This is a genomic window from Pseudomonas sp. FW305-7, from assembly GCF_058786735.1.
In genome coordinates this window covers 44,271-59,650 of the sequence record NZ_JBYSZA010000014.1, presented here as the reverse complement: position 1 = coordinate 59,650, position 15,380 = coordinate 44,271, and the positions used below count along the sequence as shown (strand labels likewise).

General features: G+C 60.0%; 14 protein-coding genes. 6 read left to right on the top strand and 8 right to left on the bottom strand.

What is annotated here, in order from left to right; all coding sequences use genetic code 11:
- Positions 1-155 precede the first annotated feature (155 nt).
- From lpdA to AC3WMT_RS17560, 4 genes are read right to left on the bottom strand one after another with little or no spacing between them, the layout of a single operon-like run.
- Positions 156-1,529, bottom strand: coding sequence for a dihydrolipoyl dehydrogenase (lpdA, locus tag AC3WMT_RS17575; RefSeq protein ID WP_103305880.1), 1,374 nt, complete (start codon positions 1,527-1,529; stop codon positions 156-158).
- A 7-nt stretch (positions 1,530-1,536) separates the two neighbouring features.
- Positions 1,537-2,814, bottom strand: a complete 1,278-nt coding sequence (locus AC3WMT_RS17570; protein WP_103305881.1) for a dihydrolipoamide acetyltransferase family protein — start codon at positions 2,812-2,814, stop codon at positions 1,537-1,539.
- Positions 2,815-3,873, bottom strand: coding sequence for an alpha-ketoacid dehydrogenase subunit beta (locus tag AC3WMT_RS17565; RefSeq protein ID WP_003224000.1), 1,059 nt, complete (start codon positions 3,871-3,873; stop codon positions 2,815-2,817).
- 1 nt (position 3,874) lies between these two features.
- Entirely contained in the window at positions 3,875-5,110 is a 1,236-nt protein-coding gene (locus AC3WMT_RS17560) for a 3-methyl-2-oxobutanoate dehydrogenase (2-methylpropanoyl-transferring) subunit alpha (RefSeq protein WP_103305882.1), read from the bottom strand.
- 185 nt (positions 5,111-5,295) lie between these two features.
- On the opposite strand from AC3WMT_RS17560, the gene bkdR reads away from it, so the two are divergent.
- The gene (bkdR, locus tag AC3WMT_RS17555) at positions 5,296-5,784 is read left to right on the top strand and encodes a Bkd operon transcriptional regulator BkdR (RefSeq protein ID WP_103305884.1); all 489 of its coding nucleotides are present in this window, start codon (positions 5,296-5,298) and stop codon (positions 5,782-5,784) included.
- Here the strand turns inward: bkdR and AC3WMT_RS17550 are convergent.
- Both AC3WMT_RS17550 and AC3WMT_RS17545 read right to left on the bottom strand, forming a co-directional pair.
- A complete protein-coding gene (locus AC3WMT_RS17550; RefSeq protein ID WP_103305885.1) occupies positions 5,759-6,655 on the bottom strand; it encodes a tyrosinase family protein in 897 nt (298 codons plus the stop codon). The two genes, bkdR and AC3WMT_RS17550, sit on opposite strands and share 26 nt — an antisense overlap.
- A 125-nt stretch (positions 6,656-6,780) precedes the next feature.
- Positions 6,781-7,644, bottom strand: a complete 864-nt coding sequence (locus tag AC3WMT_RS17545) for an MBL fold metallo-hydrolase (protein WP_103305886.1) — start codon at positions 7,642-7,644, stop codon at positions 6,781-6,783.
- A gap of 104 nt (positions 7,645-7,748) precedes the next feature.
- On the opposite strand from AC3WMT_RS17545, the gene AC3WMT_RS17540 reads away from it, so the two are divergent.
- The 3 genes from AC3WMT_RS17540 to AC3WMT_RS17530 all read left to right on the top strand — a co-directional run bounded on the left by AC3WMT_RS17540 (position 7,749) and on the right by AC3WMT_RS17530 (position 10,310).
- Positions 7,749-8,090 (top strand): ArsR/SmtB family transcription factor, encoded by a 342-nt coding sequence (locus AC3WMT_RS17540; RefSeq protein WP_103305887.1) that lies wholly within the window; start codon positions 7,749-7,751, stop codon positions 8,088-8,090.
- Positions 8,091-8,255: 165 nt separating this feature from the next.
- A complete protein-coding gene (locus tag AC3WMT_RS17535; RefSeq protein WP_103305888.1) occupies positions 8,256-9,500 on the top strand; it encodes an NAD(P)/FAD-dependent oxidoreductase in 1,245 nt (414 codons plus the stop codon).
- A 9-nt stretch (positions 9,501-9,509) separates the two neighbouring features.
- Entirely contained in the window at positions 9,510-10,310 is an 801-nt protein-coding gene (locus tag AC3WMT_RS17530; RefSeq protein WP_103305889.1) for a sulfite exporter TauE/SafE family protein, read from the top strand.
- A gap of 53 nt (positions 10,311-10,363) precedes the next feature.
- Here AC3WMT_RS17530 and AC3WMT_RS17525 read toward each other — a convergent pair whose 3' ends face one another.
- Complete coding sequence (locus AC3WMT_RS17525) at positions 10,364-11,314, bottom strand: polysaccharide deacetylase family protein (protein WP_103305890.1); 951 nt, start codon at positions 11,312-11,314, stop codon at positions 10,364-10,366.
- A 295-nt stretch (positions 11,315-11,609) separates the two neighbouring features.
- Here AC3WMT_RS17525 and AC3WMT_RS17520 point away from each other — a divergent pair, with 295 nt between their 5' ends.
- Together AC3WMT_RS17520 and AC3WMT_RS17515 are read left to right on the top strand one after the other, a co-directional pair.
- On the top strand, positions 11,610-13,265 hold the full coding sequence (locus AC3WMT_RS17520) for an MFS transporter (protein WP_103305891.1): 1,656 nt from the start codon (positions 11,610-11,612) through the stop codon (positions 13,263-13,265).
- The gene (locus tag AC3WMT_RS17515; protein WP_103305892.1) at positions 13,262-14,404 is read left to right on the top strand and encodes an HlyD family secretion protein; all 1,143 of its coding nucleotides are present in this window, start codon (positions 13,262-13,264) and stop codon (positions 14,402-14,404) included. Before AC3WMT_RS17520 ends, AC3WMT_RS17515 begins: the two co-directional genes overlap by 4 nt.
- A 115-nt stretch (positions 14,405-14,519) precedes the next feature.
- On the opposite strand, the gene copD is transcribed toward AC3WMT_RS17515, so the two are convergent.
- Positions 14,520-15,377: a copper homeostasis membrane protein CopD gene (gene copD / locus AC3WMT_RS17510; protein ID WP_103305893.1), complete on the bottom strand. Its 858-nt coding sequence runs from the start codon at positions 15,375-15,377 to the stop codon at positions 14,520-14,522.
- Positions 15,378-15,380 lie beyond the last annotated feature (3 nt).

Below are 15,380 nucleotides of genomic sequence, written 5' to 3'. Positions count from 1 at the left end.
CCCCAGCTCTTTTGTGGCGAGGGAGCTTGCTCCCGCTCCAGTGCGCAGCACTGGCAAAACCGGACACTGCGGTGCATCAGATGCACGGTGGTGGCGGGGTTTGGGGCCGCTTCGCAGCCCAGCGGGAGCAAGCTCCCTCGCCACAGGTTTTTGTGTCACAGGTGCAGCGCATGCCCCAGAGCACGCAGCGCCGCTTCCTGCACCGCTTCGCCCAAGGTTGGATGCGCATGAATGGTGCCGCCGATGTCTTCCAGTCGCGCACCCATTTCCAGGCTTTGCGCAAACGCCGTGGACAATTCCGAAACCCCAACGCCCACCGCTTGCCAGCCGACAACCAGATGATTGTCGCGACGAGCGACCACCCGCACGAAACCGCTTTTCGATTCCAGGGTCATCGCCCGGCCATTGGCGGCGAACGGGAAACTGGAAACGATACAGTCCAGTCCGGCAGCCTTGGCCTCGTCCGGAGTCTTGCCGACCACCACCAGTTCCGGATCGGTGAAGCACACGGCGGCAATGGCGGTCGGATTGAATTCGCGGGTTTTGCCGCTGATCAACTCGGCAACCATTTCGCCTTGAGCCATGGCGCGGTGGGCCAGCATCGTCTCGCCGCTCAGATCGCCAATGGCGTAGACGTTGCGCATGCTGGTCTGGCAGCGGCTGTCGATCTTGATTGCCGAGCCGTTCATCTCAAGATTCAGCGTTTCGAGGTTCCAGCCTTGAGTATTCGGTTTGCGCCCGACGGCCACCAGCACCTGATCGGTTTCCAGATTCAAAGTGTCGCCATTCGGATCGCGCACTTGCAACGTGCCGTCGAAGCCTAAAACGCTGTGCTTGAGATACAGCTTTACACCCAGTTGCTTCAGCGCGTCATGCACCGGTTGTGTCAGTTCCGCGTCATAGGCCGGCAGGATGCGATCCTGGGCCTCGACCACACTGACCTCGGCACCCAGCTTGCGATAGGCAATGCCCAACTCCAGACCGATATAACCACCGCCGACCACCACCAGGCGTTTGGGTACCGACTTCGGTGCCAGTGCTTCGGTGGAGGAGATGATCGGCCCGCCAATCGGCAGGATCGGCAGGTTGACGCTGGTGGACCCGGTGGCCAGCACCAGATGCTCGCACTGGATGCGGGTGTCGCCGACTTCGACGGTTTTGCCATCGATAATTTTGGCCCAGCCATTGATGACCTGGACTTTGTTCTTTTTCAGCAGTGCGGCGACGCCAGTAGTCAGGCGATCAACAATGCCATCCTTCCATTCAACGCTTTTAGTAATGTCGAGCGTCGGCTCAGAAACACTGATACCCAGCGCTGAATGCTGGTTGTGGTGTTGAGTCTGGTGAAACTGCTCGGCCACATGAATCAGCGCTTTCGACGGAATGCAGCCGATGTTCAGGCAAGTGCCACCCAGCGATTGGCCTTCGACCAGAATCGTCGAAATGCCCAGTTGTCCGGCGCGAATAGCTGTGACGTAACCGCCGGGGCCGCCGCCGATGATCAGCAGCGTGGTGTTCAATGATTGCATGGGTGCCTTACTCCACAAACAAAGTGGCGGGTTGTTCGAGCAAACCGCGAATGGCCTGAATGAACAGCGCCGCGTCCATGCCGTCGACCACCCGGTGATCGAAGGAGCTGGAGAGGTTCATCATCTTGCGAATCACCACCTGGCCTTTGACGACCATCGGGCGTTCGACGATTTTGTTCACGCCGACGATCGCCACTTCCGGCAGGTTCAGCACCGGCGTGCTGACGATGCCGCCCAGTGCACCGAGGCTGGTGAGGGTGATGGTCGAGCCCGACAGTTCATCACGGCTGGCCTTGCCATTGCGTGCGGCATTGGCCAGACGCGAGATCTCCGCCGCGTTGTCCCACAGGCTGCGCGCCTCGGCGTGACGCACCACCGGCACCATCAGGCCGACATCGCTTTGTGTAGCGACGCCAACATGCACCGCGCCGAGGCGGGTGATGACCTGGGCTTCGTCGTCGTAGCGAGCGTTCATTTGCGGGCAGTCACGCAGGGCAACGACCAATGCACGTACGAGGAACGGCAACAAGGTCAACTTGCCACGGCTGACGCCGTGTTTTTCGTTGAGGTGCGCGCGCAGTTCTTCGATCGCGGTGACGTCGATTTCTTCGACGTAGCTGAAGTGTGCTGCACGCTGGGTGGCGTCCTGCATGCGTTGGGCGATCTTGCGGCGCATGCCGATCACTTGGATCTGTTCTTCATCGTTGCGCTGGGCGTAAGCGGCAGATGCAGGTGCCGATGCATTCGACTGACCTTGCGCCAGATAGGCGTCGAGGTCTTCGTGCAGCACGCGACCGGCCGGGCCGGAACCACGGACCAGACGCAATTGGATACCCAGATCCAGCGCATGTTTGCGCACTGCCGGCGAGGCCAATGGGCGTTCGTCCGCTTCGCGAGCCACCATCGGACCTTGGCAAACAGCAGCCGGACGCGGTGCGGCTGCTGGAGCAGGTTTGTTCTCGACGACGGTTTCGACTTTCGGTGCAACAGGTTCTTTCGCCGCAACTGGAGCCGGTTTGTCGGACTCCTTCAGATTGCCCGCGCCTTCCACTTCAATACTGATCAGTACACTGCCGACCGCCATCACTTCGCCCGGCTGACCGCCGAGGGCAATGACTTTACCGTGCACGGGCGACGGAATATCGACCATCGCCTTATCCGTCATTACGTCCGCCAGGACCTGATCTTCGACGACCAGATCGCCAACCTTGACGTGCCACTGCGACAGTTCCACTTCTGCGATGCCTTCGCCGATGTCCGGCATCTTGATAACGTGCGTGCCCATTCAGACCTCCATGACCCGTTTCAACGCCGCGCCCACTCGGGACGGCCCAGGGAAATACGCCCACTCTTGCGCGTGCGGGTAGGGGGTGTCCCAACCGGTGACGCGTTCGATCGGCGCTTCCAGGTGATGGAAGCAATGCTCTTGCACCAGCGACACCAGTTCGGCGCCGAAACCGCAGGTGCGGGTGGCTTCGTGAACGACCACGCAACGGCCGGTTTTCTTCACCGATTTGACGATGGTTTCCAGATCCAGCGGCCACAGGCTGCGCAGGTCGATGACTTCGGCATCGACGCCGGACTCTTCGGCGGCAACTTGCGAGACGTACACGGTGGTGCCGTAAGTCAGCACGGTCACGTCTTTACCCGGACGGGTGATCGCCGCGACGTCCAGCGGCACGGTGTAGTAACCATCCGGGACCTGGGCTTGCGGGTGTTTCGACCACGGGGTTACCGGGCGGTCGTGGTGGCCGTCAAACGGACCGTTGTACAGACGTTTCGGCTCAAGAAAGATCACCGGGTCATCGTTTTCGATGGAGGCGATCAGCAGGCCTTTAGCGTCGTACGGGTTGGAGGGCATGACGGTGCGCAGGCCACAGACCTGAGTGAACATCGCCTCGATGCTCTGGCTGTGGGTCTGGCCACCATAGATGCCGCCACCGCAGGGCATGCGCAGGGTCATCGGAGCGGTGAATTCGCCGGCCGAGCGATAACGCAGGCGGGCGGCTTCGGAAATGATCTGGTCGGAAGCAGGGTAAACGTAGTCGGCGAACTGGATTTCCGCTACCGGGCGCAGACCATAAGCGCCCATGCCGACGGCAACGCCGACGATGCCGCTCTCGGAGATCGGTGCGTCGAACACCCGCGAGGTGCCGTACTTGGTTTGCAGACCTTCGGTGCAACGGAACACGCCGCCGAAGTAACCGACGTCCTGACCGAACACCACCACATTGTCGTCACGCTCAAGCATCACATCCATGGCCGAGCGCAGGGCCTGGATCATGGTCATGGTGGTCGTGGTCATGGCGGTTTCCAACTGAATATTGTTGTTGTGATCGTTCATGTCAGATCCCCAACTGCTGACGCTGGCGCTTCAAGTGCTCCGGCATCTCTTTGTAGACGTCTTCGAACATGGTCGCGGCGCTTGGAATCTGGCCGCCGGCGAGGGTGCCGTACTGTTCGGCCTGTTTCTGTGCGGCAATCACTTCGGCTTCGAGTTCGGCGCTGACGGCACTGTGCTCTTCTTCCGACCAGTGGCCGACCTTGATCAGGTGCTGCTTCAGGCGGGCGATCGGGTCGCCCAGAGGGAAGTGGCTCCAGTCATCGGCGGGACGGTATTTGGATGGGTCGTCGGAGGTCGAATGCGGGCCGGCGCGGTAGGTGACCCATTCGATCATGGTCGGGCCGAGGTTGCGGCGGGCGCGTTCGGCAGCCCAGGCAGATGCCGCGTAAACAGCATAGAAGTCGTTGCCATCAACCCGCAGCGAGGCGATGCCGCAACCAACGCCGCGTCCGGCAAACGTGGTGGCTTCACCACCGGCAATCGCCTGGAAGGTCGAAATCGCCCACTGGTTGTTGACCACGTTGAGGATGACCGGCGCACGGTAGACGTGAGCGAAGGTAAGGGCGGTGTGGAAGTCCGATTCGGCGGTGGCGCCGTCACCGATCCACGCCGAGGCGATTTTGGTGTCGCCCTTGATCGCCGAGGCCATGCCCCAACCGACGGCCTGGATGAACTGGGTGGCAAGGTTGCCGGAAATGGTGAAGAAACCGGCGTCCTTGACCGAGTACATGATCGGCAACTGGCGGCCCTTGAGCGGATCGCGCTCGTTGGACAGCAGTTGGCAGATCAGGTCGACCAGGGGCACATCGCGGGCCATCAGGATGCTTTGCTGACGGTAGGTCGGGAAGCACATGTCGTCGATGTTCAAGGCCAATGCCTGGGCGCTGCCGATGGCTTCTTCGCCAAGGCTCTGCATGTAGAACGACATTTTTTTCTGACGCTGGGCGACCACCATGCGGTTGTCGTAGATCCGCGTCTTGAGCATGGCGCGCATGCCTTTGCGGAGGATCTCGACCGGTACGTTTTCGGCCCATGGGCCGAGGGCATTGCCCTGATCGTCGAGCACACGGATCAGGCCACGGGCGAGGTCGGCAGTGTCGGCAGGTTCTACGTCGATGGGAGGTTTGCGCACCGTGCCGGCATCGGTCAGATGCAGGTAGGAGAAGTCGGTTTTGCAGCCTGGACGGCCCGATGGTTCGGGAACGTGCAGACGCAGCGGTTCATACGCTTGGGTCATGGCTTCTACGCTCGATCTTGTGAATTTCTTGTAGTGAGCTGGCAATCATTCTTGGGTGAAAGAAATCTTGTCCTACAACAATCATAGGCCCGGGCAAGAAGAATATTTCTCTCTGTTTCGTTGCGCTGAAGATCATTTGCAGATAGAAATTCTGCATAAACATAAAAAACAGGTGGTTTTGTCTCATGCGCAAACTGGACCGTACCGATATCGGCATTCTCAACAGCCTGCAGGAGAACGCTCGCATCACCAACGCCGACCTCGCCCGCTCGGTCAATCTGTCGCCGACACCGTGCTTCAACCGGGTCAAGGCAATGGAAGAATTGGGGCTGATTCGCGAACAGGTGACACTGCTGGATGCCGATCTGCTGGGCCTGCACGTGAACGTGTTCATTCACGTCAGTCTGGAAAAACAGGTCGAGGAAGCGTTGCAGCATTTCGAGGAAGCCATTTCCGATCGTCCCGAGGTGATGGAGTGCTATCTGATGGCCGGCGACCCGGACTATCTGATCCGGGTGCTGGTGCCGACCATTCAGTCTTTGGAGCGGTTCATGATGGACTTCCTGACCAAGGTGCCGGGCGTGGCGAATATCCGGTCAAGCTTTGCGCTAAAGCAGGTGCGCTACAAGACCGCGTTGCCGCTGCCGGTCAACGGTCTGATTCTGGGCGCCTGATTGCGGCGGCGTCATTGAAGTCATACCGATATTCAAGTGCCGCCGTGTCGATGACTTGTCCAGCCTTCCACATTCTTTGCCAAGGTGCAGGCTCGATGTCCGGATGAAAGATCAGGGTGGCATCGAGTATGTCCCGGGGGGCGTCATCGGCAAACGAGATCGCGGGTTCGGCCGGGTGCTGACGCTTCCACATTTCCCACAGGTAATCGAGGTGACAGTGGTGCAGAAAGAATATCGGGTCGTTCGGCGAGGCGGCGCTGGCCATGTTGCCGCCGACCCACGAATGCACTCTATTGTGCATCTGCTCCATCTGGTTTTCCCAACCTTCGGGTTCGGACCAGTAGGGTGTTCGGTTCATGGCCGACTCGATCTCTGGCGCGGTAGGCAGTGGCGAACCGGCTGCACCAAAGTTGCGCCTCAGCATCGGAATCCCTTCGTCACCATCCCAGATCCTGACGCCGAAGATGCCACTCTCGAAAGCAAATGGCCCGAGGGTTACACGCTGGTCTAACTGGGGATCGCCATCTCTGCCCATGAAGTCATCCATGAAGGGATTGTCTGCGCCGCTCATGCTCCAGTTCCAGTAAGGCAGGGTAATGCCGGGGTCATTGGCCACGACTTGCAGTTCCCACTCGAATTGGCGAATCAGGATCCGGTGCCAGGGAAAAAACAGGGGGCTGCGATGGGGATTGGGGGAAATCGGATTGCCCAGCCCCATGGAATTCTTGTGAATCTGTACAAAGTCATCATAGCGATACTGCTGGCCAGGTCGCAGGATGCTGGGGGTTTGATTCTTCAAAATCAGGATGGCGCTGATGAACGCGTCTTTCTGTGCCGCTGACATGTCACGGTGATTACGACGAATATCCATATTGCGAAAACTCCATTGAATGTTTGCCCAATGAAGTCTGGCTGCTGACAGGATTTTATCCAGTTCACCTCTATCGCCAGAGAGCGTAGGAAATATTTATTTTTCAGCGAGTTGAGCGACTTTTCCTATAAGGAGTTCAGAGGAATCTTCAGGTAGACCACGCCATTGTCCTCGGCCGCCGGAAAATTCCCCGCCCGCACATTCACCTGAATCGCCGGCAGCAACAGTGTCGGCATGCCCAGCCCGGCATCACGCTTGGTGCGCATCTCGACGAACGCCGCCTCATCAATCCCGTCATGCACATGGATGTTGCTCTTGCGCTGCTCACCGACAGTGGTCTGGCACTGCGATTGCCGACCTTCGGGCGGGTAGTCGTGACAGACGTAGAGTTTCACGCCGGCAGGGAAGGCCAACAGCTTGTGGATCGAGTTGAACAACTGATGCGCATTGCCACCGGGGAAGTCGCAGCGGGCGGTGCCGACGTCGGGCATGAACAGCGTGTCGCCGACCAGAATCTGCTCGCCGTCAATCAGGTAGGCCATGTCCGCTGGCGTGTGACCGGGCAAGTGCAGGGCGGTAGCCTTGAGGTTGCCGATCAGGAACGACTCGTTGGGCGCGAACAGGTGATCGAATTGCGAGCCGTCAACGCAGAAATCCGGCTCCAGATTGAACAGTGCCTTGAAGACGTTCTGCACTTTGCTGATCGACTCGCCAATGGCGATCTTGCCGCCCAGTTCCCGGCGCAGGTACGGCGCGGCAGACAGGTGATCGGCGTGGGCGTGGGTCTCCAGCAGCCATTGCACTTGCAGGTTATGCGCGCGGACGAAGGTGATGATTTTGTCCGCCTGCGCGGTGCAGGTGCGGCCGGCGGCACCGTCATAATCGAGCACCGGATCGACGATTGCGCACTGCCCGCCATCGGCTTCGTAGACCACATAGGTGTAGGTCGAGGAGGCGGGGTCGAGGAAAGCTTGAATCAGCGCGGGCATGGACACGAACCTGTGCAAGAGGATGAAAAGTCAGTCATGGGTTGCAACACTTTATGTAAAAACATAATGTTCGCAGCTTAAGTGACGTTGAAGGCTTCCTGCAAATGCAATCCAGTCTGACCGAATGTGAAGTCGCCCAATTGCGCGCCTCGGCCTCCAAGGCCTGTGCGTTGCTCAAAGCGTTGGCCAATGAGGACCGTCTGCTGATCCTGTGCCAGTTGACCCAGGGCGAACGCAACGTCGGCGAGCTGGAAAAAATGACCGGCGTGCGCCAGCCGACGCTGTCTCAGCAACTGGGCATTCTGCGTGACGAAGGGTTGGTCGCGACCCGCCGTGAAGGCAAGTACATTTTTTACGGCCTCGCCAGCCCTGAAGTCATCCAGGTGATGAAAACCCTGTCCGGGCTCTACTGTGGAGCCGTAATGAAAAGCCTCGGCCACTCATAAATGTCAGCCAACAGCACATAAAACCTGTGGGAGCTGGCTTGCCAGCGATGAGGCCTTGTCAGCCGACATTGATGGCGACTGAAACTCCGCCATCGCTGGCAAGCCAGCTCCCACAGGTTTTGTGTATGACTGATACTCCTTGCGTGCAGCAATAAGGAACTAGCAATGAACGATCAACACTGGGGCCCATCCATCAGTGCAGATATCGTGGTCATCGGCGGTGGTACGGCCGGCATCGGTTTCGTCGCCAGCCTGCTCAAACGCGATCCGCAGTTGAACATCACCGTGATCGAGCCAAGTGCCCAGCATTACTACCAACCGGCGTGGACGTTGGTGGGCGGTGGCGCCTTCGACGTGAAAGACACCGTCAGACCAATGTCCAAGGTGATGCCGCGTCAGGCCACCTGGATTCAGGCAGCGGTGACAGCGATCGACCCCGAGCAGCGCCAACTCACCCTGAACGACGAGCGCACGGTCAGCTATCAGAACCTGATCGTCTGCCCCGGCCTGCGTTTGGCCTGGGAAAAGATCGAAGGCTTGCAGCAAAGTCTTGGCCAGTACGGCGTGACTTCCAACTACAGCTATCAGCACGCGCAATACACTTGGGATCAGGTGCAGAAACTGCGCGGCGGCAAAGCGCTGTTCACCCAGCCGGCGATGCCGATCAAATGTGCCGGTGCGCCGCAAAAAGCGCTTTATCTGTCGTGCGATTACTGGCGCAAGCATGCCGTGCTGAACAAGATCGAAGTCGAATTCAATCTGGCCGGCGCCGCGCTGTTCGGCGTGGCGACGTTCGTGCCGCCACTGATGAAGTACATCGAAAAGTACAACGCGCAATTGGCGTTCAATTCAAACCTGGTCAAGGTCGACGGCCCGGCGAAAACGGCCTGGTTCGAGCGCAAGAGCGCGGACGGCAACGTTGTCCGTGAGGCGAAAACCTTCGATCTGCTGCACGTCGTGCCGCCGCAGGTCGCGCCGGATTTCATCGCGCAAAGTCTGCTGGCAGACCCCGCTGGCTGGTGCGAAGTGAATCCGCACAGCCTGCAGCATCCGCGTTATCCCGAAGTGTTCGCGCTTGGCGACATCTGCGGCACGAGCAATGCGAAAACCGCTGCAGCGGTGCGCAAGCAAGTCGTGGTCGTGGCGGAAAACCTGCTAGCCCTGCGCAAACAACAACCGCTGCCACTGAAGTACGACGGCTACGGCTCGTGCCCGCTGACGGTGGAGAAGGGCAAGGTGATCCTCGCCGAGTTCGGTTATGCCGGGAAGTTGTTGCCGACCTTTGCGCTGGACCCCACCGTGCCGCGCCGCTCGGCATGGTTTCTCAAGGCGACGCTGCTGCCGTGGTTCTACTGGAACGGCATGCTCAAGGGGCGCGAGTGGCTGACGCGTCTGTCCAAAGTCGACTGAGAAATCACTATGTTGCTGGCAAGTCTGTTTGGCGTAGTGATGGGGCTGGTCCTCGGTCTGACCGGGGCGGGCGGCGGCATTCTCGCGGTGCCAGCGCTGGTGCTCGGGCTCGGCTGGACGATGACCCAGGCCGCGCCCGTGGCGTTGTTCGCGGTGGGCAGTGCGGCGGCGGTGGGAGCCATCGATGGTTTGCGTCATGGTCTGGTGCGGTATCGCGCGGCGTTGTTGATTGCGGCGCTCGGCGCGGTGTTTTCGCCGCTGGGGATCTACTTCGCGCACCAGTTGCCGGAGAAAATCCTGATGATTCTGTTCAGCCTGCTGATGGTCATGGTGGCCTGGCGCATGCTGCGCCGCGAGCGTCAGGAAGCAGGTCCGAGCGACCACGGCCACGGCAGTTGGGGGCAGAAAAACTGCATGCTTGATGAAGAAACCGGACGCTTCGACTGGACCGCCAAATGTACGGCGACCCTCGCAGCGCTGGGCGCGGTCACCGGGGTGGTTTCCGGATTGCTCGGTGTCGGTGGCGGCTTTCTGATCGTGCCGGCGTTCAAGCAACTGACCGACGTGCAGATGCGCGGCATCGTCGCCACATCGTTGATGGTGATCAGTCTGATCTCGGCGATTGGTGTGATCGGCGCGTTCCATGCCGGGGTACGCATCGACAGCCTCGGCGCGGCGTTCATCGTCGCCAGCATTATCGGCATGATCATCGGTCGCAGGCTCTGCGCACGGGTGCCGGCGCGGGCGTTGCAGGTGGGATTTGCCAGTGTGTGTCTGGTGGTCGCGGCTTATATGTTGCTGCGTGCCTGAGTCTTGATCTGTGGTGAGGGAGCAAACTCCCTCACCAATGGTGCTGCGTCCGATTACTGGTTGTAAGCCGCTTCACTGTTATCGATCAGCGGATTTTTCTCGGTCAGCACGATCTGCGCAATCCGATCCTTGCGCATGAAACTCACCTTCGGGTGCGACTGGGCGTAATGGATGAACCGCTCCATCGCCTCGACCATCGCCGGCGTACCGCCGATGCGGTCGTGCAGACTCACCGACATCATCCGACGCTTGCTTGCACCTTCGGCATAGAGTCGGTCGAATTCCAGCACCAGTTGCTGATAAAACTGGTCGGCGGAAAAATGCCGGCCCTCGACCAAAACGATGTCGTTGTTGCGCAGGGTGTACGGCACCACGGCGAACTTACGCCCGCGCACCATCGTCACGAAGGGCTCGTCGCGGCTGACGTCGTCAATGTGATAAGTGAAGTTGAGATCTTGCAGCACCTTCAGCGTATTGGGGCTGCGCCGCAGCCAATTGGCGTTGTAGCCGACCGAACGCTGGCCGGTGAGTTTTTCCACCGCCGCCATTCCGTCGCCGATGAATTGTTTTTCCTGCGCGTAATTCATGTTGTAGGAGTCGGCCCAGCGCATACCGTGCGCTGCGAGCTCATGGCCGTGTTCGGCAATCGCCTTGGCCAGCTCCGGGTGTTTGAGCGCGGCTTCGCCGACCACGTGGGAGGTGACTTTGATCCCGGTGCGATCCCACAGATCGAGCATGCGCCACAAACCTTCCTTGTAACCGTAATCGAACCAGGTCTGCGCCGGGAGATCCGGGTAGCCTTTGGGTAAAGGGCTGCCGGAGAACGGACTTTCTGCACCGTCGGGTTGGCCACCGGTCTCGAACTGCATTGATACCGAGATCACCAGTTGTGAACCATCCGGCCATGGCCGTTCCTGGGCAAAGGCGAGGGCGGGCAGCAATAGCGCGGCGGCCAGCAGGTTTTTCAGCAGGCGCGGGGAGCGTTGTCGGTGTGAAGTGGTCATATCGGTCACCTTGAGGTTTGAGAAGTGGCTCAAGGGTGGCACCCGCTACGCTGGGGAAAAATCCGCTGCGGACGAGATGACTTTTAAACAAATTTTACGAATCCCGGATTCACAAAAATCCTTTGTGGGAGCGAGCTTGCTCGCGAAAGCGGTGTATCAGTCAACATAGTCATCGAATGACGTAGCGCATTCGCGGGCAAGCCCGCTCCCACAGGGATCTCTGTGTACACAGGGGATATGGGTTTGCAGGACGATTTGCGGCAAACTTCAGCAACTTCCAGCACAAGGCCTCTGAATGGATCGATACGCCCCGCGCAACTGGCAGCCTCACGAGAAGCCCAGTCTGCCCGGTTCCCCATCGACACCGCTGCACTCCAACCCCAAGCGCCTGGCCTATGCGTTGGTCGGGTTGCTGGTGGCGTTGACCGGTGGTTTGGGCAATTCGCTGGTGGTCGCCAACCTGGTTTACCTGCAAGGTGCACTCGGCGCGACCACGGCGGAAATGGCCTGGTTGCCGGCGGCGTACGTGATGACCAACGTGTCGATGAACCTGCTGCTGGTGAAGTTTCGTCAGCAGTTCGGTTTGCGTGCGTTTACCGAGGTGTTTCTGGTGCTGTATGCGCTGGTGACCTTTGGTCATTTGTTCGTCAACGACCTGAATTCGGCAGTGGCGGTGCGCGCCGCCCACGGCATGGTCGGCGCCGCGCTGAGTTCCTTGGGCCTGTATTACATGGTGCAGGCATTCCCGGCAAAGTGGCGGATGAAGGCGCTGGTGCTGGGGCTCGGCACCTCGCAATTGGCGTTGCCGCTGGCGCGCCTGTTCTCCGAAGACTTGCTGCAGATTGCCGAATGGCGTGGCTTGTACCTGTTCGAATTGGGCATGGCGTTGCTATCGCTGGGCTGCGTGTTGATGCTCAAGTTGCCGCCGGGCGACCGCTTCAAGACTTTCGAAAAACTCGACTTCCTGACTTTCGCCATTCTTGCCAGCGGCGTGGCGTTGCTCTGTGCGGTACTGTCGCTGGGGCGGATTGACTGGTGGCTCGAAGCCGACTGGATCGGCGTTGCGCTCGCTGCCTCGATTGCGTTGATCCTCACGGGGCTGGCCATCGAGCACAATCGCAGCAACCCGATGCTGATGACCCGTTGGCTCGGTAGCGGGGTGATGATCCGGCTGGCGCTGGCGGTGATTCTGATCCGCATGGTGACGTCGGAGCAATCCACCGGCGCCGTCGGCTTCATGCAGTACCTCAACATGAGCAATCAGCAGTTACACAGCCTGTACGTGGTGATGCTGATCGGCAGCGTCGCCGGGCTGCTCACCAGTGCGCTGACCATTGACCCGAAACACTTGCTCATGCCGCTGATCATCTCGCTGGCGCTGATGGCGACGGGCTCGGTGATGGACGGCTATTCGAACAACCTGACGCGTCCCGAGAATCTGTATTTCAGTCAGTTCCTGCTGGCGTTCGGCAGTACGTTTTTCCTCGGTCCGACCATGGTCCTCGGCACGCGTAACGTGTTGACCAATCCGCGCAATCTGGTGAGTTTTTCCGTGCTGTTCGGGATCTGCAACAACCTCGGCGGGCTGATCGGTGCGGCGTTGCTCGGCACCTTTCAGATCGTCCGGGAGAAGTTTCACTCCAGTCACATCGTCGAACACCTGGTGATGTCAGATCCATTAGTCGCCGCACGGGTGGCGAGCGGCGGATCGGCTTACGGCTCGCTGCTGGCCGATCCGAGCCTGCGCAATCTTGCCGGTATTCGCAGTCTGGCCAACGCCGCGACTCGCGAAGCCAACGTACTGGCCTATAACGATGTGTTCATGCTCATCGCGGTGATCGCGGTGCTGACCATGATCTGGATTTCCATTCGTGCGCTGTGGCTGATGAGCACCACCAAAAGCGTCGCCCCAGCGCCTTCCGTACCAACCAGCGGTGCCACTTCTTCATGACCGAACCGACCACCACAACCACCAATGCCATTGCCGCCACGCCTGAAGGTGTGGCACCGCCGTCATCGCCGAACACCGAGCCGCGCTCGTTGCGGGTGCGGATCATCTCTTCGCTGGGCTTTGCCGCGATTGCCATCGTCGGCGTGTTGATCGTGCTGTACGCCTGGCAATTGCCACCGTTCAGCAGCGCGGTCGAAACCACCGAAAACGCGCTGATTCGCGGGCAGGTGACGATCATCGGCCCGCAGCTCGCCGGTTATGTCTATGAAGTGCCGGTGCAGGATTTCCAGTATGTGAAGGCCGGCGATTTGCTGGTGCGTCTGGACGACCGCATCTACCAGCAACGCCTCGACCAGTCGCTGGCACAACTGGCCGTGCAGAAAGCCGCATTGGCTAACGTCGTGCAGCAACGCAACAGTGCCGAAGCGACGATCAAGCTGCGTCAGGCGGTGGTCGCTGACAGCGAAGCGCAGTTACGCAAGAGCGAAGCGGATTTGCGCCGCAACAGGGAGCTGGTGAGTGACGGCTCGGTGTCCAAGCGCGAGATGGATGTGGCGCTGGCGGCCAATGCGCAGGGCATTGCAGCGGTGGCGCAGGCCAAGGCCAATCTGGAAATAGCCCGTCAGGATCTGCAAACGGTGATCGTCAATCGCGGCTCGCAGGAGGCGGCGGTGGCCAGTGCGGAAGCGGCGGTGCAACTGGCGCGCATCGACTTGTCGAACACGCGCATCGTCGCCCCGCGCGACGGCCAGCTCGGGCAGATCGGCGTGCGCCTCGGTGCCTACGTCAACTCCGGTGCGCAGTTGATGGCGTTGGTGCCGAACCAGAAATGGGTGATCGCCAACATGAAGGAAACGCAGATGGACAATGTGCGGGTCGGGCAACCGGTACGCTTTACCGTCGATGCGTTGAACCACAAGAAATTTACCGGGCATGTGCAGCATATTTCGCCGGGCACCGGTTCTGAATTTGCCTTGCTGCAGGCTGACAACGCCACCGGCAACTTCGTCAAGATCGCCCAGCGCGTGCCGGTGCGCATCACCATTGATGAGGGGCAGCAGGAAGAGGAACGGTTGCGGCCGGGGATGTCGGTGGTGGTGAGTATCGACACGGCGGCGGGCGATACCCAGCCCCATTGATCAACTCATAACCCTGTGGGAGCTGGCTTGCCAGCGATGATGTCGGCACATCCGAAATATCTGTTCCTGACACACCGTCATCGCTGGCAAGCCAGCTCCCACAGGGGAAGTGCGTTCAGGTTGAGATCATCGGGGGCAGGGTGCCGAGCAGTGAGACGGCGGCGACTGCGCCGATGCCGAGCAACCATTCCAGCATCACGCTGCGCTCGAGTGCGTCCATTCGCTGTTCGCAATCAGCAATGCGCAAGCGATTGAACAGCGCCAACCCCAACATCCCCACCACGATCATTGCCTTGATCAGCAGAATCAGCGCGAAGCCTGTGAACAGCGGCGTCGGCCACCACTGACCGGTCAGCACGCGCACGTTGATCAATCCGCTGATCAGCAGCCCCGCCACCAGCGCATAACCGACACCGCTGAAACGCTGCAGAATCTGCTTCAGCGGCTCACTCGGCTGGCGCAGGATCAGCACCAGCACCAACAATCCGCCAAGCCACGCTGCCACGCAGGTCAAATGAATGATCTGGTTGAGAATCAACAATTGCCCGCTCAAGCCATCCAGCATTGCGCCATGCCCGACCGGGGCCAGAGTCGCCAATAGTAAGCCGCTCAAGCCCAGCCGCAGCGGCATGCTTGAGCGCCACGGCGTGAGCAGCAATGCCAGCAGCACAGCGTTGATCAGCAAATGCCAACGCCACACCTGACCAAAAAAGGTCTTGCCCAACACCAGCGCAAGCGTGTCGGGATCGAACGCGGCCGCTGTTGAGCCGGCCATGCTCGCCGTGATCAACAGCGCCCAGATCACGCCGCTGACCAGCGCAATCGCCGCCAGCCAACGCGCCAGCCGCGCCTGGTGCCGATCCACCGCCGGCGCTTCACCCTTGAGCAACAAGGGCCTGAACAGCCAGGCCCCGAACAGCATCAACACCACGGTGAAATGCACAAAGCGACACAGCACCAGCGCTTCACTCATGAA